This window comes from Mesorhizobium sp. M6A.T.Ce.TU.016.01.1.1, from assembly GCF_003997065.1.
Lineage (GTDB): Bacteria > Pseudomonadota > Alphaproteobacteria > Rhizobiales > Rhizobiaceae > Mesorhizobium > Mesorhizobium mediterraneum.
Window position 1 is genome coordinate 640,019 of sequence record NZ_RZTJ01000001.1, and the last position, 25,434, is coordinate 665,452.

The 25,434-nt window shown below is 61.7% G+C and carries 24 protein-coding genes and 1 tRNA gene; 7 read left to right on the forward strand and 18 right to left on the reverse strand.

Annotated features, from left to right (window positions below; all coding sequences use genetic code 11):
• The first annotated feature begins 144 nt into the window (after positions 1-144).
• Positions 145-1,869 (forward strand): adenylate/guanylate cyclase domain-containing protein, encoded by a 1,725-nt coding sequence (locus EOC94_RS03270; RefSeq protein WP_095485985.1) that lies wholly within the window; start codon positions 145-147, stop codon positions 1,867-1,869.
• Between the two features lie 506 nt (positions 1,870-2,375).
• Here the strand turns inward: EOC94_RS03270 and EOC94_RS03275 are convergent.
• The 7 genes from EOC94_RS03275 to EOC94_RS03305 form a co-directional block, all read right to left on the reverse strand.
• Positions 2,376-3,254, reverse strand: coding sequence for a 3-hydroxybutyryl-CoA dehydrogenase (locus tag EOC94_RS03275; RefSeq protein ID WP_095485986.1), 879 nt, complete (start codon positions 3,252-3,254; stop codon positions 2,376-2,378).
• 117 nt (positions 3,255-3,371) lie between these two features.
• Positions 3,372-4,301 (reverse strand): electron transfer flavoprotein subunit alpha/FixB family protein, encoded by a 930-nt coding sequence (locus tag EOC94_RS03280; RefSeq protein ID WP_029350807.1) that lies wholly within the window; start codon positions 4,299-4,301, stop codon positions 3,372-3,374.
• Between the two features lie 158 nt (positions 4,302-4,459).
• Entirely contained in the window at positions 4,460-5,209 is a 750-nt protein-coding gene (locus EOC94_RS03285; RefSeq protein WP_127288559.1) for an electron transfer flavoprotein subunit beta/FixA family protein, read from the reverse strand.
• Between the two features lie 213 nt (positions 5,210-5,422).
• Positions 5,423-6,226 (reverse strand): rhomboid family intramembrane serine protease, encoded by an 804-nt coding sequence (locus EOC94_RS03290; RefSeq protein ID WP_127288560.1) that lies wholly within the window; start codon positions 6,224-6,226, stop codon positions 5,423-5,425.
• 25 nt (positions 6,227-6,251) lie between these two features.
• On the reverse strand, positions 6,252-6,833 hold the full coding sequence (locus EOC94_RS03295; protein ID WP_127288561.1) for a cob(I)yrinic acid a,c-diamide adenosyltransferase: 582 nt from the start codon (positions 6,831-6,833) through the stop codon (positions 6,252-6,254).
• 28 nt (positions 6,834-6,861) lie between these two features.
• Complete coding sequence (locus tag EOC94_RS03300) at positions 6,862-7,053, reverse strand: twin transmembrane helix small protein (protein WP_126104766.1); 192 nt, start codon at positions 7,051-7,053, stop codon at positions 6,862-6,864.
• Between the two features lie 23 nt (positions 7,054-7,076).
• Positions 7,077-7,943, reverse strand: coding sequence for an SDR family oxidoreductase (locus EOC94_RS03305; RefSeq protein ID WP_127288562.1), 867 nt, complete (start codon positions 7,941-7,943; stop codon positions 7,077-7,079).
• Between the two features lie 57 nt (positions 7,944-8,000).
• Here EOC94_RS03305 and EOC94_RS03310 point away from each other — a divergent pair, with 57 nt between their 5' ends.
• Positions 8,001-8,852 (forward strand): YihY/virulence factor BrkB family protein, encoded by an 852-nt coding sequence (locus tag EOC94_RS03310; protein WP_127288563.1) that lies wholly within the window; start codon positions 8,001-8,003, stop codon positions 8,850-8,852.
• Here EOC94_RS03310 and EOC94_RS03315 read toward each other — a convergent pair.
• Both EOC94_RS03315 and gluQRS read right to left on the reverse strand, forming a co-directional pair.
• Positions 8,822-9,724: an EamA family transporter gene (locus tag EOC94_RS03315; protein ID WP_127288564.1), complete on the reverse strand. Its 903-nt coding sequence runs from the start codon at positions 9,722-9,724 to the stop codon at positions 8,822-8,824. The two genes, EOC94_RS03310 and EOC94_RS03315, sit on opposite strands and share 31 nt — an antisense overlap.
• Before the next feature lie 145 nt (positions 9,725-9,869).
• Positions 9,870-10,745: a tRNA glutamyl-Q(34) synthetase GluQRS gene (gene gluQRS / locus EOC94_RS03320; RefSeq protein WP_127288565.1), complete on the reverse strand. Its 876-nt coding sequence runs from the start codon at positions 10,743-10,745 to the stop codon at positions 9,870-9,872.
• A 92-nt stretch (positions 10,746-10,837) separates the two neighbouring features.
• Here gluQRS and EOC94_RS03325 point away from each other — a divergent pair, with 92 nt between their 5' ends.
• Both EOC94_RS03325 and EOC94_RS03330 read left to right on the forward strand, forming a co-directional pair.
• Positions 10,838-11,479, forward strand: coding sequence for a DNA-3-methyladenine glycosylase (locus tag EOC94_RS03325; RefSeq protein ID WP_127288566.1), 642 nt, complete (start codon positions 10,838-10,840; stop codon positions 11,477-11,479).
• Between the two features lie 129 nt (positions 11,480-11,608).
• Complete coding sequence (locus tag EOC94_RS03330; protein ID WP_095485996.1) at positions 11,609-12,166, forward strand: HNH endonuclease; 558 nt, start codon at positions 11,609-11,611, stop codon at positions 12,164-12,166.
• A gap of 152 nt (positions 12,167-12,318) precedes the next feature.
• On the opposite strand, the gene EOC94_RS03335 is transcribed toward EOC94_RS03330, so the two are convergent.
• The gene (locus EOC94_RS03335) at positions 12,319-12,837 is read right to left on the reverse strand and encodes a disulfide bond formation protein B (RefSeq protein WP_127288567.1); all 519 of its coding nucleotides are present in this window, start codon (positions 12,835-12,837) and stop codon (positions 12,319-12,321) included.
• A gap of 50 nt (positions 12,838-12,887) precedes the next feature.
• Entirely contained in the window at positions 12,888-13,475 is a 588-nt protein-coding gene (locus tag EOC94_RS03340) for a YqaA family protein (protein ID WP_095485998.1), read from the reverse strand.
• A gap of 273 nt (positions 13,476-13,748) precedes the next feature.
• On the opposite strand from EOC94_RS03340, the gene EOC94_RS03345 reads away from it, so the two are divergent.
• Positions 13,749-13,833: transfer RNA gene (locus EOC94_RS03345), tRNA-Leu, on the forward strand.
• A gap of 401 nt (positions 13,834-14,234) precedes the next feature.
• Here the strand turns inward: EOC94_RS03345 and EOC94_RS03350 are convergent.
• On the reverse strand, positions 14,235-14,897 hold the full coding sequence (locus EOC94_RS03350) for a hypothetical protein (RefSeq protein WP_127288568.1): 663 nt from the start codon (positions 14,895-14,897) through the stop codon (positions 14,235-14,237).
• An 84-nt stretch (positions 14,898-14,981) separates the two neighbouring features.
• On the opposite strand from EOC94_RS03350, the gene EOC94_RS03355 reads away from it, so the two are divergent.
• A complete protein-coding gene (locus tag EOC94_RS03355) occupies positions 14,982-15,551 on the forward strand; it encodes a hypothetical protein (protein WP_127288569.1) in 570 nt (189 codons plus the stop codon).
• A gap of 390 nt (positions 15,552-15,941) precedes the next feature.
• Here EOC94_RS03355 and EOC94_RS03360 read toward each other — a convergent pair whose 3' ends face one another.
• From EOC94_RS03360 to EOC94_RS03370, 3 genes are all read right to left on the reverse strand, one after another.
• A complete protein-coding gene (locus EOC94_RS03360; protein ID WP_127288570.1) occupies positions 15,942-16,313 on the reverse strand; it encodes a lipoprotein in 372 nt (123 codons plus the stop codon).
• A 64-nt stretch (positions 16,314-16,377) separates the two neighbouring features.
• Complete coding sequence (locus EOC94_RS03365; RefSeq protein WP_127288571.1) at positions 16,378-17,154, reverse strand: hypothetical protein; 777 nt, start codon at positions 17,152-17,154, stop codon at positions 16,378-16,380.
• Between the two features lie 833 nt (positions 17,155-17,987).
• Positions 17,988-18,596, reverse strand: a complete 609-nt coding sequence (locus EOC94_RS03370; protein ID WP_127288572.1) for a hypothetical protein — start codon at positions 18,594-18,596, stop codon at positions 17,988-17,990.
• Between the two features lie 342 nt (positions 18,597-18,938).
• On the opposite strand from EOC94_RS03370, the gene EOC94_RS03375 reads away from it, so the two are divergent.
• Positions 18,939-19,307: a hypothetical protein gene (locus EOC94_RS03375; RefSeq protein WP_245465476.1), complete on the forward strand. Its 369-nt coding sequence runs from the start codon at positions 18,939-18,941 to the stop codon at positions 19,305-19,307.
• Between the two features lie 39 nt (positions 19,308-19,346).
• Here the strand turns inward: EOC94_RS03375 and EOC94_RS03380 are convergent, their stop codons facing one another.
• The 3 genes from EOC94_RS03380 to secA form a co-directional block, all read right to left on the reverse strand.
• Positions 19,347-20,627, reverse strand: coding sequence for a GNAT family N-acetyltransferase (locus tag EOC94_RS03380; protein ID WP_127288573.1), 1,281 nt, complete (start codon positions 20,625-20,627; stop codon positions 19,347-19,349).
• Positions 20,627-22,027, reverse strand: a complete 1,401-nt coding sequence (locus EOC94_RS03385) for a lipopolysaccharide biosynthesis protein (RefSeq protein WP_127288574.1) — start codon at positions 22,025-22,027, stop codon at positions 20,627-20,629. The genes EOC94_RS03380 and EOC94_RS03385 overlap by 1 nt, the downstream gene beginning before the upstream one ends.
• A gap of 353 nt (positions 22,028-22,380) precedes the next feature.
• Entirely contained in the window at positions 22,381-25,113 is a 2,733-nt protein-coding gene (secA, locus tag EOC94_RS03390; RefSeq protein ID WP_127288575.1) for a preprotein translocase subunit SecA, read from the reverse strand.
• Between the last annotated feature and the right edge of the window lie 321 nt (positions 25,114-25,434).

A 25,434-nucleotide genomic window follows, 5' to 3' on the forward strand; every position in this document is an offset into this window, starting at 1 on the left:
CAGTCATTGACTGTTGAAGGCTCAATGTCCCGAAAGGGGTAGGAGACCATCATTCCACCCAGGTAGCCGTTCTCGTTGCTGGCCACGATGGACTCTTCCGTGCGGCGCAAATACCATCGATCCAACCAGTGAGGCGATCACTTAATGGCTGATGAACGCGTCAAGCGCCGTCTTGCCGCCATCGCTGTGGCCGACGTGGTCGGCTACAGCCGAATGATGGAGGCGGATGAGGCGGGTACGCTGGCGGCACTGAAGGAGCGGCGCAAGGCGATCCTGGAGCCGATCGTTCGCGATCGCGGCGGGCGGATCGTCAAGCTTATGGGCGACGGCGTGCTGATGGAGTTCACCAGCGCGGTGAACGCGGTCGAGGCTGCAGTCGAACTACAGGCCAAAATGGCGGAGGCCAACCAATCCCTCACCGAGCACCGCCGCATATTGCTGCGTATCGGCATCAATCTGGGCGACGTGATCGGTGAGGGCTCGGACATCTATGGCGACGGTGTGAACGTTGCGGCTCGCCTCGAAGCCTTGGCAGAGCCAGGCGGGGTCTGCGTATCGGCCAAGGTTCATGAGGAATTGCGAGGCAAAGGCAACGCTGCCTTCGAGGACATGGGCGAGGTGGAGCTCAAGAATATCGTCAGACCGGTGCGGGTTTACCGTGTGGAAACGAGTACTGGTCAAGTGGGCGGGCGGGCCGCAACGACGTCTGCTGCCAGGCCCTCCATTGCCGTTTTGCCATTCGACAATCTGAGCGGCGATCCCAGTCAACAATACCTTTCGGACGGCATCACGGAGGACATCACCACCGAGTTGTCGCGGTTCAAAAATCTTACCGTCGCGGCGCGTCACGCTTCGTTCCATCTTGCCAGGATGGGCATCAACCCAATGCAGGCCGCCCGCGATCTGGGCGCGAACTACGTCATCGAAGGTAGTGTGCGGAAGGCGGGCGAGCGGATTCGCATTACTGCACAGTTGATCGACGCAAGGACAGGCAACCACGTCTGGGCGGAGCGGTATGATCGCGAATGCCACGACATTTTTGCTGTGCAGGACGAAGTCGTGGCAGCAATCGTGACGACGCTCGAGGGGCGAATGGTGGCCGCTGCTGCTCTTCAGGTGCGCAAGCGGCCAACGTCGAGCTGGACGGCCTATGACTTTTTCCTGCAGGGCCGGGAGCTGGCCGACGCCAACATGGAGAAGGAGGCCGTTCCGCTTTTTTCCCGCGCGACGGCGATCGATCCCGATTTTGCGCACGCTCACGCCTGGCTGGCGATCGCTCTCCTCGCCCGCTACTGGTTCGACACCGATCCACGAACGCTGCACGAAGCGTCACTTGCCGCACAAAGAGCCATGGAGTTGGACAGCAACGATCCAACGGTCCACCACGCCAACGGCATGGTCATGGTGTGGCTCCGCGAATACGAACGGGCCGGCGTCCATTTCGACCGCGCCGTCGCTCTCAATCCGGCCGATGCGCAAATTCGCGCGGACCGAGCGAATTGGTTGCGATACGCCGGCCGGCCGGAGGAGGCTCTGGCTTCAATCGACGACGCGCTGAAGAGAACCCCGTTTCCACCACACTGGTTCTGGGTAATTCGCGCCAAAATTTTGCTGGAACTGAGGAGATATGGCGAAGTCGTAGCGGCCTTGGACAACATGCCAAAAAAGGATCACCCCGCTTGGCTCACACTGGCGGCCGCCCATGACCATCTCGGCCATGCCGCTCTCGCTGCGAATGCGCTGGCGAAGGCTCGCGAACTTAGACCCAGCATCTCATCGCGGGAACTGATCGCTGTGAATCCTTATGCTCACCGAGATGCGCTCAAACCTCTGCTCGATGGCCTGCGCAACGCCGGATTGCCGGAGTAAGTAGGCCGCCAATGGGACATTGAAAATTTACACCACGCGGCGAGTTCACCGGAACGCATGCGGATGGCTTCGCGGTCGCAAACGATAGTCCGTCCCTTGAGGTTGCGGAACACCGCGCCTCTTGCCCCGGCCGTAGGCTACGCGCGGAGTGGGTGACGAATGCGGCGTTTGGCGTTCGTATCGTGAATGCCCAAAGATGGCGCTGCCTACTCGTTCCGATTGGCGAGGCGGAGGGCAGAAACCACCCATCTCGGCTATTGGCGGCATCCCGCTGATTGAGTTTTGACTCTAAAGCGGAATGCGTTTGGATTGATCCGGCATTCCGCTCTATCTCTTTGTTTCGTTTGTGCGACGCCAAGTGGTTCCAGTTGGCCGCAAAATGCTCGACGTGAAACGCTCTGCCGGGCTGGTTTGAGCCAAATCCATCGGGCTTCGGGCAAGGATCGGCCCGATGCGGTCTTCACTCAGCGCGACCGCGCGCGATGTCCGTTGGCTCGTATCGCCGGTCAGCGCGTCGGAACGGGATGCTCGCCGCGATAGTCGTAGAAACCGCGCCCGGTCTTGCGGCCGAGCCAGCCGGCCTCGACATATTTCACCAGCAGCGGGCAAGGGCGGTATTTCGAATCCGACAGGCCGTCATGCAGCACCTGCATGATCGACAGGCAGGTGTCGAGGCCGATGAAATCGGCGAGCTGCAGCGGTCCCATCGGATGGTTGGCGCCGAGCCGCATGGCGGTGTCGATCGCGTCGACCGAGCCGACCCCCTCATAGAGCGTGTAGATCGCCTCGTTGATCATCGGCAGCAGGATGCGGTTGACGATGAAGGCCGGAAAATCCTCCGAGACGGTGATCGTCTTGTCGAGATGGTTCACATAGGCCTTTGCCGCTTCGAAGGTCTGGTCCTCGGTGGCGATGCCGCGCACCAGTTCGACCAGCTTCATCAGCGGAACCGGATTCATGAAATGGATGCCGATGAAACGCTCCGGCCTGTCGGTCTGCGCGGCGAGGCGTGTGATCGAGATCGACGAGGTGTTCGTCGCCAGGATGGCTTCGGGATTGAGCTGCGGACAGAGCTGGGCATAGATCTTGCGCTTGACCGTCTCGTCCTCGGTCGCTGCCTCGATCACCAGATCGGCACCCGCAAGGTCGGCCATGGTGGGCGCTGCCGAAATGCGCGCCATTGCGTCGTTGCGCAGCTTTTCCTCGAGTTTGCCGGAGCCGACCTGACGGGCCATGTTGCCGCTGATCGTGGCGATGCCCTTTTCGATGCGGTCGGGTGAGATGTCGTAGACCAGCACCTTGTAGCCCGCAAGCGCGGACACATGGGCGATGCCGCCGCCCATCTGGCCTGCGCCGATGATGCCGATCGTCTCGATCTTGCTCATTACACCGATCCCGTCAAAAGGCCTTTGCGGCCTGCTTTTTGTGCGGTGCAAACTAAAAGGGCGGGGCAGCTTCGTCTACCCCGCCTCTCACAATTTAATACGCTTTGCCAGATAGCGTCAAAGCGCCTTTTGCAGTTCCGGCAGAATGACGAAAAGGTCGCCGACGAGGCCGTAGTCGGCGACTTGGAAGATTGGCGCTTCCTCGTCCTTGTTGATGGCGACGATGACCTTCGAATCCTTCATGCCGGCGAGGTGCTGGATGGCGCCGGAGATGCCGACGGCGATGTAGAGATCGGGGGCGACGACCTTGCCGGTCTGGCCGACCTGCCAGTCGTTCGGCGCGTAGCCAGCATCGACGGCGGCACGAGAGGCGCCGACGGCGGCGCCGAGCTTGTCTGCGACCGGCAGGATGACCTCCTGGAACTTCTCCGAAGAGCCCAGCGCGCGGCCGCCCGAGATGATGATCCTGGCCGAAGTCAGCTCCGGACGATCGGTCTCGGAAAGCCTGTTCTCGACGAAGCTCGACAGGCCGGGATTGGCCGCCGGCTGGACCGTCTCGACCGGGGCGGAACCGCCCTCGGGTGCGGCCTGGAAGGAGGCGGTGCGCACGGTGATGACCTTCTTGGCATCGCTCGACTGCACAGTCTGGATGGCGTTGCCGGCATAGATCGGCCGCTTGAAGGTGTCTGATGACACCACTTCGATGATCTCGGACACTTGCGCGACATCGAGCAGAGCCGCCACGCGCGGCGCGACATTCTTGCCCGACGAGGTCGCCGGCGCGATGATCGTGTCATAGGCGCCGGCTATGCCGACGACGAGTGCGGCCAGCGGCTCGGCGAGACGCTCGGTGAGCTCATCGGCTTCGGCGAGCAGCACCTTGCCCACGCCCTTGAGCTTGGCGGCGGCGTCGGCAGCCGGCTTGGCGCCCTTGCCGGCGACCAGCACATGCACGTCCGAGCCGATCTGCAGTGCCGCCGAAAGCGCCTTGGCGGTCTGGTCGGAAAGCGTTGCGTTGTCGTGTTCGGCAATCAGAAGAATTGTCATCTCTCTATTCCTTGATCCACTTCAGTGGGAACGTCTCGAATTCATGTCAGGCCGAGTCGAAAACGGTTGGGTTCGAGAACCGGAGCGGAGCGTACTTCAGTACGTGAGCACCGGAAGCGGAGAACCCTGCCGTTTGCAGGCCGGCATCACATGAATTCCTACAGCACGCCGGCTTCGTTCTTAAGCTTGTCGACCAGTTCGGCGACGCTCTTGACCTTGACGCCTGCCTTGCGGCCGCCCGGCTCCTCGGTCTTAATCACCTTCAGCCGCGGCTTGACGTCGGCGCCGTAGTCGGCCGGGCTCTTCTCGTCGAGCGGCTTCTTCTTGGCCTTCATGATGTTGGGCAGCGAGGCATAGCGCGGCTGGTTGAGGCGAAGATCCGCGGTGACAATCGCCGGCATCTTCAGCTCCACCGTCTGCAGGCCGCCATCGACCTCCCGCGTCACCTTGGCCGTGTCGCCGTCGATAACGACCTTGGAAGCAAAAGTGCCTTGCGCCCAGCCCAGAAGTGCTGCCAGCATCTGGCCGGTCTGGTTCGAATCGTCGTCGATCGCCTGCTTGCCGAGAATGACGAGGCCGGGCTGTTCCGCCTCGACCACGCCCTTCAGCACCTTGGCGACACCCAGCGGCTCGGTCTGCTCGTCGGTCTTGACCAGAATGGCACGGTCGGCGCCCATGGCGAGCGCGGTGCGCAAGGTCTCCTGCGCCTGCTGCGGCCCGATCGAGACAACGATGATCTCTTCCGCCTTGCCGGCCTCCTTCAGCCGGATCGCCTCTTCGACCGCGATCTCGTCGAACGGGTTCATCGCCATCTTGACGTTGGCGAGTTCCACCGCCGAACCGTCAGCTTTCACACGAACCTTCACATTCGCATCCACAACCCGCTTCACGGGCACAAGGATCTTCATTTGCCTGTCACCTCTTTCACGATAGCAACCTCTTCCAAGATAAATTGAGCGCGCTATAGCAGCGTGCGCCCCTTCAGAGTTGTCGAAAGCCGACATTCCGGGCGGAATTCTAGTCTCCGACCGCCTAGTGCGGGAAAGCTTCCGTAGTTGCGGCGACCCCGCACGTCAATATCTGGGGCGCGCCCAAATCACCCGCGACGCACTCAAATCGGTTCAGTCCGGATTGGAGGCGCTTCCCCGTCCCCAGCGCGGCGCTGGCTCCGCCGGCAGCGGGTCGCCTGGCGCCGGCTCTGCGGCGACAGGCACCTGGCCGGCGACCACCACGGCCTCTTCGTCCGCGCCGGCAAGCAGTGGCACGGCGCGGTTGCGCAAGATGAGCACCAGCACGGCCCCGGCGATGATGCCGCCGACATGGCATGCCCAGGAAACCTGATCCTCGCCGCCGGCGGCGAACATCACGATCTGGAACAAGATCCACAGGATAAGCGGTATGAAGGCCGGGATGCGCAGCGGGATCCGGGCGAAGGCCAGCACCCATATTTTCACGCGGGGATATAGGATCAGATAGGCGGCAACCACACCGGCAATGGCGCCCGAGGCGCCGATCAGCGGAACCTGCGAATCCCACGCGATCAGGCCCTGGAAGAAGGCACCGGCGATGGCGCAAAGCAGGTAAAAGGCGAGAAAGCGGACATGGCCGAGCGCGTCCTCGACATTGTCGCCGAATACCCAGAGGAACAGCATGTTGCCGCCAAGGTGGAAAATATCGGCATGCAGGAAGGAATAGGTGACGTAGCTCAGGCTCTCGGGGATGACGACAAACTGTGGGGCGAGTTCGAGGCTGTCGTGGACGACCGACGGGATGAAGCCGAGGCCCAGCACAGCAGCGTTGGAAAACTGCTCGCCGCCAAGCGCGGTGGCGAAGTAGATGAGCGTGTTGAGCGCGATCAGGCTGATCGTCACATATTGCAGCTTGATGTGGCGCAGCCTGTTGGTGTCGTAAAGCGGGATGAACATCGGACCCCCTCCCGCCTCGGCAGATTCAGCGGTTCTTGCCGGGAACCCATAGCACGTCGGCGTTTCCATTGTCATTGACCGCGCGCGCGGCGACGAACAGAAAGTCCGACACGCGGTTGATGTATCTTATCGCCTCGCGGTTGACATGCTCGCCTGGGCCCTGCGTCAACGCCACCATGATGCGCTCGGCCCGCCGGGCCACCGTGCGGGCGAGGTGAAGGGCAGCCGCCGCCGGCGTGCCGCCGTTGAGCACGAAGGATTTGAGCGGCTGCAGATCCTTGTTGAGCAAGTCGATGTCCTTTTCGACACGGTCGGTCTGCACTGCGGTGATGCGCAGCGGCTCATAGCCGAGCGGCTTGCCGTCGTCCGGCACGGCCAGATCGGCGCCGAGGTCGAAAAGGTCGTTCTGGATGCGGCCGAGCATCGCGTCGATCGCCGGATATGATGCCGCGGTGTGGATGCGGGCCATGCCGATGCAGGCATTGGCTTCGTCGATCGTGCCATAGGCGTCGATGCGCAGATCGGATTTCAGCCGCCGTTCGCCGGTGCCAAGGCCGGTGGTGCCGTCGTCGCCGGTGCGGGTGTAGATCTTGTTGAGCTTGACCACGCTCAGCCTCCTGAAATTGCGGGTCGCCTTATTTGCGGGTGAACCAGACGGCCAGCATGATCAGCACCAATGCCACGAACTGCAGCAGCACGCGCGTCTGCATCAGCTTGTTGGAGGTCATGCTGGAGCCGCCGCGCATCATGTTGATGAGGCCGCGGATCAGCACGATCACCACGGCGACCATGACGAGGACAGCGAGGATGTTGAAGACGGTTGCCATAGTGTGTTTCCAGTCGATTGCGTTCAGGCGCGTTTGGCAAGCAGGCGGTAGAGCATCGCTGCCGGCAGAATGCGTTTGAGGATCACGCCGATCCTGGCGGGCACCGTTACCACATAATGCGGTCGCGGGCGCCGCGACAGAAGCGCATGGCGCAAGGCCACATGAACCACCTCCGGCCCGGGCTTCAGCCGTGATGTGCTGCCGCCGGCCCGCAGGCGCTGCAACTGCGCCTCGTAGGCGAGGCGGTGCACGGAATTCTCATGGTCGATATTCCTGAGAAACCACACAAGGCCGTTGCTGGCGATCTTCGATGTCACCGGCCCCGGCTCGATCAGCGAGACATGGATGCCGCTGCCCTGGAGTTCCTGACGCATGCACAGCATCAGCCCTTCGATCGCGTGCTTGGATGCCGAATAGGCGCCGCGAAAGCGCAGCGGCGCCAAGCCGAGGATCGAGGAGCAATGGACGAGACGGCCATGTCCCTGGCGGCGCATCACCGGCACGACACGACGGGTGAGGTCATGCCAGCCGAAGACATTCGCCTCGAATTGCTCCCTGAGTGCTGCGACCGGCAAGTCCTCGACGGCGCCGGGCTGTGCGTAGGCGCCGTTGTTGAACAGGGCATCGAGCCGTCCGTCCGTCCGCTCCAGCACCGACGCCACCAGCGTCTCGATCGATACGGGTTCGCGGTAGTCCAGATAGGAGGCCTCGATGCCATCGGCTTCGAGGGCAGCGATATCCTCTGGCTGACGCGCCGTCGCGAAGACCCGCCAGCCTTCCGCCTTCAGCGCCCGGGCGCAATAGGCGCCTATCCCGGAAGAAGCACCGGTGACGATGATGGTGCGCGACGCTTCTCCAGGAGGAAGCGTGGTTTGACCTAGGCTTGCCATTTGCCGCAATCCCTTCCCATATTCGCGGCGTCGAGACAATCGAAGGGAACGCGGTTCTTGTTGCGGAAGATCGTAGCCCTCAAACGCGTGCTCTATGACGCGCTCGGCCATTTCAACGCAGACGATGGCTGGGCGATGGCCAGTCATCTGGCGATCACGGCGCTGATGGCGCTTTTCCCTTTTCTGATTTTCGCCACGACACTGGCCAGCTTTTTCGGCGCACAGGCTTTTGCCGACACGGCCGTGCATCTCGTCTTCGATACCTGGCCCGAGCAGATCGCCAAGCCGATCGCGCGCGAAGTGCTCAATGTGCTTACCGTGCGGCGCACCGACCTGTTGACCTATGGCGTGCTGCTCGCCGCCTTCTTCGCCTCGAACGGCATCGAGGCGCTGCGCACCTCGCTCAACCGCGCCTACCGCGTCTCCGAAACGCGCGGCATCATCTATCGCCGGGTGCAGAGCATCGTCTTCGTGCTGATCGCCACGGCGGGTTTTCTGGTGATCAGCGTGCTCGTGGTCTTCGCGCCCTTACTGGCGCGGCTGGCCGAGACCAATTTCGAATGGATAAAACCCTATATGGGCACGATCACGCTGTGGCGTTACATCATCGCCTCCATCGTCATCGTCGGTGGCCTGTTCGCGGTGCATTACTGGCTGCCTGCGGGCAAGCGCCGCTTCGTCTCGATCATACCGGGCATCATCTTCACGCTGATTGCCTGGCTCATCGGGTCGACCATCTTCGCCGCCTATCTCGACCGTTTCTCGTCCTATGTGACGACCTATGCCGGCCTTGCCTCGATCATGATCGCGGTCGTCTTCCTCTACATCGTCTCGGCGATCTTCATCCTCGGCGGTGAGCTCAACGCCGCGATCAGCCGCTATCTGGAGGCACGCGCCCGAGTTGGCTGATTCTTGGTCGGCTGAGCGGTTGCCAGCCCGACGCCGAGCGTCGCGATCGCCATGCCGACGATCTGAACCAGGCTCAACTGCTCGTCGAACAATATCCAGGCGATGACCGCGGTGACGGCCGGGACCAGATAGAACAGCGAAGCGACTTTCGACATCTCGCCGTCGCGGATCATCACCATCAAGAGGAAGATGGCACCGATCGACAGCACCAGCACCAACCATGCCATGGCGAAGATCAGCTCGCCATTGACGACGACGGTGCGGGTCTCGAAGGCAAGCGAAGCCAAGATCATGACCGATGCACCGCCGACATATTGCCATTTGGTGGCCGCCACGAGATCGCCGCCGGAGGCGAAGCGCTTCTGCCAGATCGTGCCGGCGCTCATGCCAAGCACCGAGACAAGCGAGGCGGCAAGCGTCTCGGCCGTCACGCCGCCGCCGAACGCGCCGAGCTTCGGCCAGAGCACGATGACCACGCCGACCAGGCCGATGCCGAGACCGGCCCAATGGCGCGGCAGGATGGCTTCGCCGAGGAATCTGCCGGCGAGTACCGCCGTGATCAGCGGCTGCAGCCCGACGATCAGGGCCGAAAGCCCGGCCGGCATGCCCCTGTGGATCGCCCAGAAGACGCCGCCGAGATAGACGCCATGCATCAGGATGCCCGCGCCCGTGGCGTGCAGCGCCTCGGCGCGGGTCGCTCTCTTCGAGCCGAGCACGATCATCAGAACGGCCAGCAGGATCGCCGCCAGCACGAAGCGCGCGGCGAGGAAGGTGAAGGGCTCCGCCCATGGCATGGCGTAACGCGCGCCAATGAAGCCGGTCGCCCACAGGACGACGAAAGAGGCGGGGATGAACCGCTTGATGCTGTGCATTTTCGGAAGGCTGCCGTGTGGTCGGTGAGGGGTTGAGTGTGCGATTGCTGTAAAGTGGTTCAACCTGGCAAGCAAAACCAAACGGTTGATCCATAGGCTCATTCGAATTGAAGAGGCGCTCGTATTTGTGAGCGTGTGCGCTGATCTACATCCCAATCAGCCGCCTGACATCGGCCGGAGATGTGCCGGCCTCGCGCAAGGCGGCAAGGCCGGTATCCGCAAAACTCTTCGACAGCTTTCGTCCGTCCGGGCCGAGGACGAGGCGATGGTGGAAGTAGCTTGGTTGCGGCAGGCCGAGAACCTCCTGGAGCAGGCGCTGCACGCCGGTGGCGAAATAGAGGTCTTGCCCGCGCACCACATGGCTGATGCCTTGCAGCGCGTCGTCGACGACGACGGCGAGATGATAGCTTGTCGGGATTTCACGGCGCGCCACGATCACGTCGCCCCAGTCCTGCGGCCGGGCGTCTACCGCGCGTGTTGCGGAAAGCCTCTCATCCGAAAATTCCAGCCATGACAGATCCGTGCCGACGCGCGCCATCGCAGCGCCAACGTCCAGCCGCCAGGCGAAAGGCGCATTCTCGGCGATCCGTCGCTTGCGTTCCCTGGTCGGCAATGCCTTGTCGATGGCGGGATAGAGCGGCACGCCGTCCGGGTCCCGCGGCCAATCGCGACCACGCTTTTCGCTATCGGCAATGAAGGCTCTGATATCACCACGGCTCATGAAGGCGGGGTAGACGAGCTCTTCGCGAATCAGCCGATCGAGCACCGCCTGATAGTCCGCGAAATGCTCGGACTGACGGCGCACCGGTTCTTCCCAGCCAAGCCCGAGCCATTTGAGATCGCGAAAAATGCCAGCCTCGAATTCCGGCGTGCAGCGCGTCGTGTCGATATCCTCGATGCGCAGCAACAGGCGTCCGCCCGTTGGCCTCGCCAATTTCTGATTGAGCAGCGCCGAATAGGCATGGCCGAGATGCAGTTCGCCATTCGGGCTCGGCGCGAAGCGGAAGGTCAGGAGTGTCATCCTTGGGCGGCAATCGGGTTGTGCGGCGCTTTCGCCAGTTGCTACTTTGAGCCTGATTACGAATTGCCATTTTGCGCTGGGAACAAGCAAGCATGCAACGCATCGCTACGCTCGACGACATCTCACAAGGGCTCGACGCGCTTTGTCTGCTCGACCCGCGCCTCGAAAGGGTGCGCGGCATGGCCGGCGAGGTGCCGCTTCGGCTCTCCGAGCCGGGGTTCAGAAGCCTTGCCTCGATCATCGTCTCGCAGCAGGTTTCCCGTGCCAGCGCCGACGCTATCTTCGGGCGGCTGACAAAACTCGTCGATCCGCTGACGCCACAAGCGATCCTTGCCGCGGACGAAGCCATTTTTCGCGAGGCCGGACTGTCGCGGCCAAAGCAGCGCGGCCTGATCGCCGTGGCCCAGGCGGTGGTCGATGGCCTCGACCTCGATCATCTCTGCTTGCTCGATGCCGCGGAGGCGATCACAGCCATGACCAAAGTGTCGGGCATCGGCCCGTGGACGGCGGAGGTCTATCTTTTGTTTGCCGCCGGCCACCCCGATGTCTTCCCGGCACGCGACGTTGCCTTGCAGAGCGCGGTCGGTCACGCGCTCGGCATCGAGCCGCGTCCGCCCGAGAAAAGACTGATCCAGCTCGCCGAATCATGGAGCCCGTGGCGAGGTGTCGCATCGCGGCTTTTTTGGGCCTATTATCGCGAATTGAAGGGCAGGGACGCTGCACCCCCTGCCTAAATCCGCAAAAAAGCATGAAAATCATCCAGTTTTGGCACTTCGTTTGATCGACAAGCCGCTTCACATCCCTGTCATGTCGGGCTTACAGTATCCGCGCCGACCGGTTGTAGAGCCAAGGAGGTCAATGACGTGACGGTTGCCGTGTCTCCGGATGGGCTTCCAGCGCTGGTGCTGAACGCGGATTACCGTCCGCTCAGCTATTACCCCCTGTCGCTCTGGTCGTGGCAGGATGCCATCAAGGCGGTGTTCCTCGAGCGGGTGAATATCGTCGCCGAATACGAGCACGCCGTGTCGTCGCCGACCTTCTCGATGAAGCTGCCGAGCGTCGTCAGCCTGAAGGCCTATGTGAAGCCATCGCGGCATCCGGCCTTCACCCGCTTCAACGTGTTCCTGCGCGACCGTTTCCAGTGCCAGTATTGCGGCACGCCGGAGGATCTGACCTTCGACCACGTCATTCCCCGCCATCGCGGCGGCGCGACGACGTGGGAGAACGTCGTCGCCGCCTGCTCACCCTGCAATCTGAGGAAGGGCGGCATGATGCCGGCGCATGCCAAGATGTGGCCGCTGCAGAAGCCGTTTCAGCCGACGGTGCATGATCTGCACAACAATGGCCGCCTGTTCCCGCCCAACCATCTGCATGAAAGCTGGATGGATTATCTGTACTGGGATGTCGAACTGGAACCATAGACTTCGGCACAAATCCGCCATGCCGGCCGCCTGACGCGGCTTTCTGCGCTTCCGGTGCTCACGTACTTAAGTACGCTCCGCTCCGGTTCTCGAAATCCACCTCATGCGTTCCGGCCTGACGAATTTTTGCGCGAACTCTGTGTTGCGGCAGCTCAGTCGCGGGCAAAGGCGCCGCGGAACGCTATGACCGCCAGGACAAGGCTGGCGATGGCGTTCCAGCCGGCCAGCGACAGGCCGAGAATGCGCAGTGCCGCCTTGTCGCAGGAGGGCGGCACGAATTTGTCGAGCGCGTCGAGCACGCCCTTGCCGCCGGTGTCCACCGGTCCGGCAGCCGCCGCACAATCGGTCGGTCCCGGCCACCACGCCCATTCGACGCCGGAGTGATAGACGCCGAGATAGACGCCGTAGACCATCAGCAGGCCGCCGACGGCCAGCAGGCTACGGGTAACCCATGCCGGGGCGCGGAGTGTCGACGCTAGCGCCGCAAGCAGCATCAGCGGCACGCCGATGTAGTAGGGGGTGCGTTGCTCCAGGCAGAGCTTGCACGGGATGTAGCCACCCAGATACTGGAAGGCCAGCGCCGAGCCGACGGTGGCGGCCATGGCGACGGCGAGGAACAACGCCGTCCGCATGCGCTGGCGTCCAATGTCGGCATTCACGGTCGCTGTCATCGATCTATCGTCCGTTCTCGCTCAGAGCAAAGGATTTGAACATCCCTGCTCTAGAAAGCGTATTTGACGACGATATAGAGCGAAATCAGGGCAGCGGCGGCAGCGCCCGCGATCAGGCCAAGGCGCTTTTCGATGAATTCGCGGATCGGTTCGCCATAGCGGCGCAGCAGCCAGGCGAGAAAAAGGAAGCGGGCGCCGCGCGCCACGATCGCCAGCACGATGAACAGCAGGAGATTGACGCCGATCACGCCGGACAGGATCGTCACCACCTTGATCGGCGGCAGATGGGCGAGGCCGGAGGTGATCAGCATCAGGATGATGAAGCCGATGCCCGACGAGACGCGCAGCGCCTCGAAGTCGTCATACTTGCCGTAGAATTCGAGGATCGGCCGCGCCACCGTGTCGTAGGCATAGTGGCCGATGTACCAGCCGGCGATGCCGCCCAGAACGGATGCCAGGGTGGCGATCAGCGCGTAGCGATAGGCGCGATCGGGCCGCGACAGCGCCATTGGCAGGTACAGCACGTCGGCCGGCACCAGGAACACCGAGCTTTCGACGAAAGCAATGAAGGCCAGCCACCATTCGGCGGATTTCTTTGCCGCCAGCGACAAGGTCCAGTCGTAAAGTCCGCGAAGCATTGGCACTCCTAATGCACGTCGCCCAAAATGCTCAGCGGTTTTGGGGTAACAATGCATAAAAACAAAGACCAAAAGCGCGCCACATGAATCTCTCCAGACGCGACGCGCTTTAATGCGCCGCCTGTCTAGAAAGATTTTTCGCGCCGCACAATGGCCGCAGCTTCACGAAATCGAAAGGCTGTGGTCGAGCGAAGGCCGCATGCCGGGAATTGGCCAGTTGACGAACAGGCCTCCGACCGTATAGTCCGCGCCCATCCAGGCCGCCCGGCCTGAGCCCCTATGGCGGAATTGGTAGACGCGCTCGACTCAAAATCGAGTTCCGCAAGGAGTGCTGGTTCGATCCCGGCTAGGGGCACCAATTTCATGCTGAAAACGGTTTAATTCCAGTATGATACAAGAACTTTATGGATGTCCATCCACCCGAAAATCCACCTTAGAATGCTTCGTTGCCGCCCCTGCGGGGGCCGCGTCCCAGCCTGTGCCATCGCCCGCCTGGGCGAAGGCATGATCAGCCCTCAGACTTGCAGGCGGCATCAAAATTGTCCGATTGGTCGCGCTTAGTCTCAAGCGCGATCGCCCTGGATAGATTCGCCTTCGGTAAAATCGCGGAATAGGATTGGGGAGCGCATCAGTCACAGGGAAGGGGGTGGCCATGCCAATGCGTTGGACGGACGACGAATACCCCTCCCGTGCCGCAAATGGGGACCGGCCCCTCCCTGTCCGTTTGCTGTGGCAAATCATGAAACGGTCGGTGCTGCCTTAAAATTCGCCGCCGAGAAGTTCCTTTACGAGCTTCACCGTGCCAGCGCGATCAGCCGTCGACCAACCTTGGGGATGGCGGGTGACCACTGCATAGCCATGCCCGCCGTCACTCCAAAGTTTGGTCCATTCGCCGCCGGCACCGCTCGGTAGCAAACGATAACCAAGTCCCTCGAGCAGCGCCTGGATGGAGCCCCTGGCGAACTCAGACGTGACAAAGAGAGTTACGCGTGGCTTGAAGACAATGATTTCTTCCTTGAGCGCCTGAACGTGCGCGGCGGCCACCGTGCCCCAAAATGTGAGTGAAGGGGGGCGGGAGCCATCGCCCTGGTCCATTTTGCAAACGTTTGTCCATGCAAGAGAATGACGTGAGCGATCGAACAGCTCAGCAAACTGCCAAAAGGCAGACTTGTTATGGCGCTCAATCATCCACCTCGTTGAAGCTGCGATATTGGATGTTTGATCCGAGCCTGAACCGACCTTCGTGCCAAGTGGACCGGCACTCTTGCCGACATAAAGTAGCGCTCGTCTTCCGCCGCGCTCATAACCGGGGCCACTAGCAGGCGCGAAAACGCCACGTGGCGATAATCCCGCATTTGCGAGCTTTTCGTTGCATTCGGTGAGCCGCGACCAGGTATGTGCGCTAATTGGAAGGCCGTACAATGTGCTTCTCCAGTTTGACAGCTAAATAGACTCTACCCCGTTTTGGGGCGATAAGCTCATTTCCGGCTGCAGCAGGGGTGTGCGATGGTCAACGATGATGATGAGGAAAAGGCTTGGAGATATGTGGGGAGATTTCTCCAGGACTTCGCCAGACTTGAAGTTCAAATCGACGAACTCTTTAGAGCTGTCTTTGGCCTCAATGATTGGGGTGCCTTGCTGTTTCAGAAAGCCCTACACATTGGTCAGAAGATCAATCTCACTGAAACTGGCGTAGGGTACCAGGGACTAGACTACAATGACATCTTTAACCGGGTGCGGCGTCATCAGCAGCTACGCAACGTAATTGCACATTGCTACTTCAACGGTGAGAAGTTGGCCGGCGGTATCGATTTCCTTCACTATGAAGCAGGGACAGGGAAGTTGAAATCGCTACATGGAAATGATGGTGACACTCTTCTCCAATACGTCACTCTGGATGCATTGCACGAAGAAGCATCCCGTCTGACGTTGCGGCTGGAGGAGGCTGTCAAGGAGTGCACCCCTCAACAATTTGACGGTCATGAAGATGTGCGGCGGGCAATCGTTGCCGCTCTGGATTTTGGCAGAAAGCAACATAGTTCCCTTCCCAGTCAGGAGGACACGGGCTCAAGATGAGGAGGGGTAGCGGTGAGAATTGCTGCCCTATGATCGCGATAAGATTGGTAGACGGATCTTGCTGCAAATTCGGACTGGCCCCTCCCAACGCGTTTCGCTCAGGAAAATCAAGGAACCCTTGCGATGCTTCCTGAGATATACGGTCTAGACTCTATGTGAGCCGGCGCCGCCGGGCGTTGAGACCGTACACATGAAGGTGCTCCGCCCAGCTACCAACGACCCACCGCACCTGGCCCGTTAGTCTGATGCACATGGACACAAGGCTGTCGCATAGTTGGCACGCGTCGCCGGTATAGGCGCACCCGTCAGGCGTGAAGGGGCACTGTCCGGTCATTTGTCGGTCACGACAACGCCATCAGCTGGCTTCGGCGCGTGGTAGCGTCGCCTCTCCTATGACGGTTTCTTGTTTGCGTTCTGTTGTTTCTGATATTCTTCGTACATGATTGCCGTGATAGCGGCGGTCGAGTATTTCATGATCGTTGTACGTAGCTGGCCTTGGTACAAAGTCACCTGTGCGGGCTTGACGCCGGCCTTCTTGAGTTCCGCGCCGAACTTGTCCATGTAATCGCCGCAAGCGTCGTCAACGGTTGCCCCGACGTCAACGCGTTCGGGGCTGCTTAGGTTCTGCGCCATGGTCTTCACGGTACAACTGCGGTAGCCCTTGATTGTGCTGGTGATGGAGGCGGCGTCCGTGCCGCCGCTGGTAGTTGAACAACCAGCAAGCGCAACCAGTCCTACAAGTGCAGAAAGAGTCTTTTTCATTTATGCACTCCCTTCTATGGTCGCGTGTGACAACGCGCCCCTCTTCTGGGTTACTTTACTTCACCTAGATGTCCTTCATCGGGTTGATGACCCCGTCGTCCAGCCACTTCTGGAAATCTTTCTTGACAGCGTCTCCCACGTTGCCCACACGCTCACGGGCGCCCCAGATACCTTGCTTGAGGTTCAGCATGACGTCGGCCGCCTTATCTGATAATTCCTGCGTCTCGGCGGTGCCGCTTCCGAACGTGTCGTTGATCCAAGCACCTAAAGTGCGCTTGGCGGCGTTGTTGGCCATCCCTTTGGCGACGCCCTTCTGCACTTCCCGCGTGTCATCATCCGTCCAACCGACGTTCTGCTTGAACTTACCCCATGTCGTGCTGTCGGCCGCCAGCTTCGCGGCGTTCTCGGTTTCAATCTGTTGTTTGACTTGTTGTCGGCGGAAAGCGTCGAGCTGCCGGAGTCTGAGTTCCTCGGCTGACGGCTGGATTGGCGCGTAAGTCGTCGGCCGCGTGTGAGGCATGGTCGGGCGCCATTTGCCCTGCGTGGACTGCGATGGCTGGCGCGGTTGTGGGTTCTTAGTTGCCTGTTGGATTACTTGACCCAATAGGCCAATTCCTACACCGATGAGGGCTGCCTCACCGGCGTCCAGCCCGCCGCCACCCCCCCCGCCGCTCGGTACGGAGGGGATATAAACATTGGCGCCGCCTGATGATGGGGGAGGAGCGCGACATGCCCCCGGGTTCTGTTGGCAGTACCGACCGTCGTTGAAGGCGTCTTGGGCGTAGGAGTGATGAATCGTCGACATTGTTAGGGCGACGACTAGCCCTGTTGCACGTTTCATGGCCTTTCCCTCCCTTATAGTGTCCACGTCTCTGTTGCGGTGCGTCCCATTTTCCTCTCCTGGTTTAGTCCTGAGTTTCCCGTTCTCTTCTGGGTGAGCGTGCTCACGGCGACTGCGACCAGCGCGGCGATGACGACGGATATGGCGGACGGCGTGCCATGCCTCACGGCGATAGTTGTGGCCAAGCTGCCGGCGGTGTCCGGTTACCGGCTTGTTCAGACGCTCAAAAGTAGAGTGGCGCCCATAATTATCCCTTTCGCGTGAAAACAAGTTGCTTTCAGGCGATCTACGATGCGCAGAAGTCGAAGGGTCCCACAGATGCTAATGGCGTATTTCAGCATCCTCTAAGATGTGGCCGATGTAAAGTCCCTCATTCCGGCTTTCAACCTGGAAGGCTCTAGACCTGTCGGCCTGCACGGACCGCCAAACGCGGCGCCGCCAATAAGGTCCTGGCTGATAGCGCCATTTGCTGTCCATGCAGGAAAGGAGAAAACTCTGCTGCGCTTTATCGGCTAGGGAACTCTGAAGGGGTGGCCCTCCCATGCCGCAAATCGGGACCGCCCCCTCCTAGCCTCAGAAACAGCCACCACCAAGCGCAACGGTATCTGCCGGCTTCCACACTGGCCAAATGCCGCAAGCCACTGTGCGGCCTTTTCTCGGGTCACTAAGCTGGCTCGCCGTAGCCGGTCACTTGCTCTGTCGCATGAGTGTACGGGTTTTCCCTTGAGAAAGTACCTGTGATGCATGGTCTAGACCGTTGAGTGGATGCCGCCTGGTCCGGACCGACCCAGGCCTTTCCCGACACCGTCGGACCCCCGTAGCTCAGGTCGCTTTTACATCGGCCCCGGCACCATCTTGGTCGGCTGCTCCGGCATCGGAAACGCGTAATTTTCGCATTTCACGTCGGGATTCGTCGGACTGAACATTCCGAGCGGGTTGTCCTTGAACAGCCAGGCGTGAAGATCGTAATGATGGAACTCCGCCGGAATGAGCGGATAGTGCCCTTCCATCGGCCCCTGGAACGTCTGTCCAAAGAGTTTCGGCGGCTCCTTGGTGTCAGGCGTCAACGGTACAAGCCATTCCACGGCCACCAGGCGCAAGCCGCCGTCGACCGGCTCATAGATAAGGACATTGGGGCGCGTCGGATCTGGTGTCGGACTGACGCTCCCGACGTTGACGAAATGAATGCCCATCGCGCCCTTAGGGTAATCCATAGCCCCAGCCACTTTTTCGCCGCTGTAATAAACGCATCCGACCGTCGACAGATAGAGGTCGCGGATGGCGGCCTTGTAGTCTTCGTACTTGGTTAGCGATTCTTTCAGGGCATCGATCTCGGCCTTGTCAGGCTCGGCGGCCTGAGCTGCGGCCGCGGTCAGACAGCCGCCAACAAGGCCGATCAAAGCGAGAACACTGCGACGCCTGAAGTGAGTTGTTTTCGTCATGCATTCCTCCCAGTTTTTTGTTGGCCGGCAGACCGAGGCGGCAATGATGCTGGTTGCGCGGCCCAGATTATCGCCGATGCTAATCCTTTCCGCTGGTTGGGAGAATTAACCCTCATGAGCTAGGCCCTCGGCAGGCTCCTGGTCGGGAGAGACCAAACGACCAGAAAACCGGACCAGCTTCGTATTCAGCGTTATTTCGCTGGCCTCCGTTGGCCGCAGCGGAAAGCAGCATTGGCCATGCCTCTCGAAGAAGGGCATCGGAAAGCGGTCGCTTCGATATATTAGCAATCACGAATGTTGTATGGTTGCTGCAATTATACCGTTGGTGTTTGGAGCCGTTCGGTGCACGCGGTCGGAAAACGACGTTTCAAGGTGGGCTGGGCAGGCGTGATCTCCACGGCTGCGGCACTTGGGAATGTTTCTGCGTTTGCGCACAGTACCGATAGAGGCTGGACCTATCCACCGGCCTGCTGTCATGGCAATCCGGTGACAGGAGAGTGCGGCAAGATTCCCAGTTTAGCTGTTACACCGCAGCCCGATGGCTACGTGATCATTTTGCGGCCAGGCGACCATCGGATGATCACTCATCCAAATCGATATTTTGTTCCCTATAACAGTGTAATTCCGTCTGGCGACGACAACTTTCACATCTGCCTGCATCCAACCGAGGAACACGAAAACTGCTTCTTTGCGCCGGCAGACGCGATGTAGGCGGGCGAACCACGCTCCGTCGATGAATATCGATTGGTCCTACCGCCGCCCCAGCAAGCTCTTCATCCGGTTGCGCAGGATGCGCGCCATGTTGCGGGTTTCGCGGTAGAGGTGAAGCTGCGACGCCGCCTGGCGGGTGAGGCGGTCGGCGTCCGGCGTCAGGCCGATGACCAGAGTGCCGATCGGCCGGCGCTCCATCCATAGCCGGCTCATGACAGGATGGTCGGGCACGGCGCAGGAATCGGTCATCATGATGTTGGGATCGTCGAGATGCTGCCTGGTCACCTCGATCATCAGGAGCGTGCCCGGCGAATAGGCGGCGAGCGTCTCGTCATACGCCGTCTTCCAGGTGTAGGCGACGCCGGCCTCGACGAAGACGACCAGGCAAGCGATGGTGCGGCCGTCGAGGGTCAGCGAATGGATGCGGCACAGATCCTGTTCGGCCAGCCGGTGCACGGCTTCGCGGGCAAAGGCGGCACGGTAGCGGTCGATGGCCATGGCGGTGCGCTCGCGGCCCTTCCAGCCGGCAGCCTCGAGCGTCAGGAAACGTTCGATGGCATGGCGGATCTCGTCGGGTCCGCGCGCCACGAGATGCTCCAGCTGGCCCAGATCGGCGAGGCGGCGCTTCAGGCGGCGGAACTCGCGATAATGATGGGCGCGCAGCGAGGCCTTCAGATACTCATCGCCGTCGATCTCGCTTTCGAGCATCGGGCGTTCGGCCTTGCCGGTGGTGACCAGCGTCAGGCCACGCGTCTCGGCGACTGTGGCCAGCCTGCTGGCCACCGGGCCGTCGAGCCGGATGTCGGGCAGGACAAAGACTTTCGGCAGCTTGAGATGCGGCCGCGACAGCATCGAGAAGAAATCCTCGACGACGCCGACGGGATCGTCACGGTCGACCAGCGGCGTGCCGATCGGGCCGAACGGGCTCGACCATGTGCGCATGACCCGCACGCCGAGCGGCACCGCCGGCCGCTCCACCGAGAACGGCACCAGCAAGCGCAGCCGGTTGCGGTATTCGTCGCCGTCGCGGATGACCGCCAGCCGCACCTCGCGGTCTTCCAGCCTCGGCATGGCGGGCGCCAGGAAGCGCGGGTTGAAGAAGACGTTGGGCTCGATCGTGCGGGTGCAGAGATAGTCGAGCTCCTCGACCAGATCGAAGCCGGCGGAGGCCGGGTAAATGGCCAGTTTGCGCTCGGGCCGATCGTTGGCCAAGAGTTCGATATGGGCGGGATCGGCTTCGCGGGCGAGCCCTGCGAGGCCGATCACCATGGCGCCAGCCGGGCCGCCGCTGGTTTCCTCGAGCAACGGGACAGCGGCCATCACGCGGCTCCTTCGGCGGCTACGAAAATGGCCATGACGATGCCGAGCTTGCGCCAGACCGTGAAGGACAGCGCGCCGGCCTCGAAGATCATCGCGAAGGCGGTGGCCATTGCCGCGCCCCACAGGCCGAAAAGCGGGATCAGCACCAAATTGAGGCCGATGTTGAAGGCCAGCGTCATGGCGTAGACGGCGGCGCAGATGTTCTGGTTGCCGCTCATGGTGAGCAGGCTTTCGCAGGGGCCGACGGCGGCGCGGGCGACGACGCCGAAGACCAGCAGGAACAGCAGCGGATAGCCGGCGCTGAATTCAGGCCCGAACAAGCTCAGCATCGGCTCACCAAGCACCAGCACCATCAGCGCCATCAACAGCGACGGCCAGAAGGTCCAAGACACCGTTTCGCGGGCGAAGGCGGCGAGCTTTTCCGGCTCGCCATGGGTGAATTGCGCATAGCGCTGGGCGACGCCAGCCTTGACCGCGAAGTAGACGAAATGCACCAGCGCCAGCGTTTTGACCGTGGCGAAATAGACGGCGACGTCGTTGGGGCTCATATAGGCGCCGACCATCAGCACGTCGGCATTGGTGAGCAGGAAGAAGAAGCCTTCGACCAGGAAGATCGGCAGCGACACGAGGAACCACTGCGCGAAATGCACCTTCCTCGGCCCGGCCGGGATATTCCTGTCCATCCGCGCCGTGACGCCGATGAGTTGACCGAGCGTGGTGGCGTAGGCGGCGGCAATCGAGGCGAAGATCGCGGTCCTGGCGTCAGGCGCAAAGCCCGCCAGAAGCATCAGCGCCATGAGCGCCAGGATCAGCACCGGCCGCACTAGATAGGTCGGCGCCAGCGCAAAAAGCGCCCATGAGTTGGCCCGCGCCAGTCCCTGCAGCAGATCGGACATCGCGATCATCGGCATGCAGATGAGGCCGAGAATGAACGGCACGACATAGTAGTTCTCGATAAAGGGCGAGAGCAGCCAGACGCCGAGCGCGCCGAGGCCGGCGATCGCGGTCGAGGCAACCAGCACGAACAGGCGGCTGGTCAGCACGATGCCGCGCAATTCGGCCAGCATGTTGCGCTCGCGATATTCGGGAATGAAGCGGATGACCGAGGTGTGGAAGCCGAGGCAGGCGAGGTTGCCGAGGATGACCATCGTCACCCAGACGAGGACGAAAATGCCGTATTCGAACGAGCCCATCCAGCGCGCCATCAGCACCTGGCTGACGAAGGCGATGACGGCGCTGACGATGCGGATGGAAAAGGCGATGAGCGACATGCGGCCGGCCTCGCCGCGCTCGTCGGCGGTGAACAGCACGGCATCGACGCGGCCAAGCAGCGGCTTTACGCGCAGCGCAAGGCGCTGCGGCAGGAACCGCCCGGCTGTCGTCGCCGCGGAAAAGCGCACCCACTACTCTCCGTTTTCCGCCTCTTTTCAGCGTATGCGTCTAGCGAAAACACATTAAGAAACGGTTGGGTGAGGAGGCGGGGCGCTCCTTCTCCCCGTTCACGGGGGCGGATGAGGGGCGGCGCCAGAGCGCTGCTTCATATTCGCCGTTCGCGGCAGAGCGCGACGAAACGACAGGCCAGCTGATGGAATCTGACGGTCGAGATACAACAAATTCGTAATAGGTACTTCCGGTGCCGGCGGGACAGCGCCCCCTCAGCTGGGGAGATTGGCTAAGCGCGGGCGTCCGCGCCGCCCCTCATCCGCCCTTCGGGCACCTTCTCCCCGTGAACGGGAAGAAGGAAAGCTGCGGCTTACGCAAACGCCCCGTGGCAATGCTTGTACTTCTTCCCCGACCCACACGGGCAGGCCTCGTTGCGGCCGACCTTGCCCCAGGTGGCGGGGTTGTTCGGGTCGCGGTTTTCGGGGGCGACGATGGCGTGGGTCTCCTGGCGAACCAGAAGCCCGGTCTCGCCGCCGTTAAAATCGTCCTCGCCGGTGGTGCCGTCGATATGGCTGCCGAACATGTCGGGCGCCTCGGGCGGTGGCGCTTCGGCCGCCTGGCGGACCAGCTCGACGCGCATCAGCTGTGCGGTCACGGCCTGGCGCAGATTGCCCAGCATTGCCTGGAACAGCTCGAACGCCTCGCCCTTGTATTCCTGCAGCGGGTCGCGCTGGGCATAGCCGCGGAAGCCGACGACCGAGCGCAGATGATCGAGGTTGACGATGTGCTCGCGCCACAGATGATCGAGCGTCTGCAGCACCACGGAGCGCTCGACATAGGTCATCACGTCGGGGCCGAAACGCTCGGCGCGCTCTTTCGCGGCAGTCTCGGCGGCCTGGGCGATGCGTTCGCGGATGTCGTCTTCGGCAATGCCCTCTTCCTTGACCCAGTCCTCGATCGGCAGGTCGAGATTGAGGAATTCGGCGACCTCAGCCTTGAGGCCGGCGACGTTCCACTGCTCGGCATAGGCGTTTTCGGGAATAGCCTTGGCGACGATCTCGTCGATGACGCCCTCGCGCATCTCGGCGATGGTCTCGGACAGGCCTTCACCGTCCATCAGCTCGAGGCGCTGCTCGAACACCACCTTGCGCTGGTCGTTGGAGACGTCATCATACTTCAGCAGGTTCTTGCGGATGTCGAAGTTGCGCGCCTCGACCTTCTTCTGCGCCTTTTCCAGCGCCTTGTTGATCCAGGGGTGGATGATCGCCTCGTCTTCCTTGAGGCCGAGCTTCTGCAGCATGCCGTCCATGCGCTCGGAGCCGAAGATGCGCATCAGATCGTCCTGCAGCGACAGGAAGAACTTCGACCGGCCGGGATCGCCCTGGCGGCCTGAGCGGCCGCGCAACTGGTTGTCGATGCGGCGCGATTCATGGCGTTCGGTGGCGAGCACGTAGAGGCCGCCGGCGGCCAGCGCCTTTTCCTTCAGCCGCTGCACGTCCTCGCGGATTTCCTTTTCCTTGGCTTCGCGCTCGGGACCTTCAGGCATGTCGCCAAGCTCCTCGGCGATGCGCATGTCAGCATTGCCGCCGAGCTGGATGTCGGTGCCGCGGCCGGCCATGTTGGTGGCAATGGTGATGACGCCGGGTTTGCCGGCCTGGGCGACGATCGCGGCTTCGCGCTCGTGATGGCGGGCGTTCAGCACCTCGAAATCTTTGAAGCCTTCCTTGCGCAGGCGCTCGGCCAGTTGCTCGGATTTTTCGATGGAGGTCGTGCCGACCAGTGTCGGCTGGCCCTTGGCGCTCGCCTCCCTGATCTCCTTGACGATCGCCTTGTACTTCTCCTCGACCGTCCGGTAGACCTCGTCGTCCTCGTCAATGCGGACGACCGGCAGGTTGGTCGGGATCTCGGTGACTTCGAGGCCATAGATGTTGCCGAATTCCTCGGCCTCGGTCAGCGCCGTGCCGGTCATGCCGGCGAGCTTCTTGTAGAGGCGGAAATAGTTCTGGAAGGTGACGGAGGCGAGCGTCTGGTTCTCGGGCTGGATCGCCACGTGCTCCTTGGCCTCGAGCGCCTGGTGCAGGCCTTCCGAATAGCGGCGGCCGGGCATCATGCGGCCGGTGAATTCGTCGATGATGACGATCTCGCCGTTGCGCACGATATAGTCCTTGTCCTTCTGGAACAGCTGGTGCGCCTTCAGCGCATTGTTGACGTGGTGGACGATGGCGACGTTCTCGACGTCGTAGAGCGACTCGCCCTTGAGCAGGTCGGCGTCGCGCAGCAGGTTTTCGAGCTTCTCGGTGCCTTCCTCGGTGAAGATCGAGGTCTTCTGCTTCTCATCGATCTCGTAGTCGGCCGGCTCGAGCTTCAGCATGAAGGCATCGATGGTGTTGTACATCTCCGAACGGTCCTCGAGCGGACCGGAAATGATCAGCGGCGTGCGCGCCTCGTCGACCAGGATGGAATCGACCTCGTCGACGATCGCGTAGCTATGGCCGCGCTGCACCATCTGGGCGCGCTCGAATTTCATGTTGTCGCGCAGATAGTCGAAGCCGAGCTCGTTGTTGGTGGCGTAGGTGACGTCGGCGGCGTAGGCGGCGCTGCGTTCCTCGTCGGACAAGCCATGGACGATGACGCCGACGGTAAGGCCGAGGAATTTGTAGACACGGCCCATCCATTCGGAGTCGCGCGTGGCAAGATAGTCGTTGACGGTGACGACATGGACGCCTTTGCCGGCGAGCGCGTTGAGATAGACGGGCAGTGTGGCGACGAGCGTCTTGCCCTCGCCGGTGCGCATCTCGGCGATGCCGCCATTGTGCAGCACCATGCCGCCGATCAGCTGCACGTCGAACGGGCGCATCCCGAGCACGCGACGCGCCGCCTCGCGCACGGTGGCGAAGGCCGGCACCAGCAGATCATCGAGGGAGGCGCCGTTGGCGACGTCCTGGCGGAATTTTTCCGTGCGGGCCGTCAGCTCGGCGTCGGAGAGCGCCCGCATCTCGTTTTCCATGGCGTTTATCGCTTCAACGCGCGGCCGGGTCGATTTGACCCGACGATCGTTGGAGGAGCCGAAAACCTTACGGGCGAGACCGCCAAAACTGACCATTCAATGGCCCTTTCGATAGCATTCCAAGTCGTTGCGACGGGTGCCGGCCGGCCCCATCAAATCCACGTGAAACGCGGACACACGCAAGTAGCGCCCGGAAAACGGTTCTGGACGCAAAGTCGTTGGACAGATAAGAGGGGGCTCAATCGATGTCAACGCCGCGCTCGCCCTGTCGACCGCGCCAAATTCCGCCACAATCTGGCTGGTCTTGAAGCCATCCCGCTCTAGCTATCCCCCATTGGAGTTAATCGTATGTCCTTATTGTTCCGCCGCGCGTCGCTCGCCAGCCTCGGCCTGGCATTCGGGTTGTCGGCTCTGTCG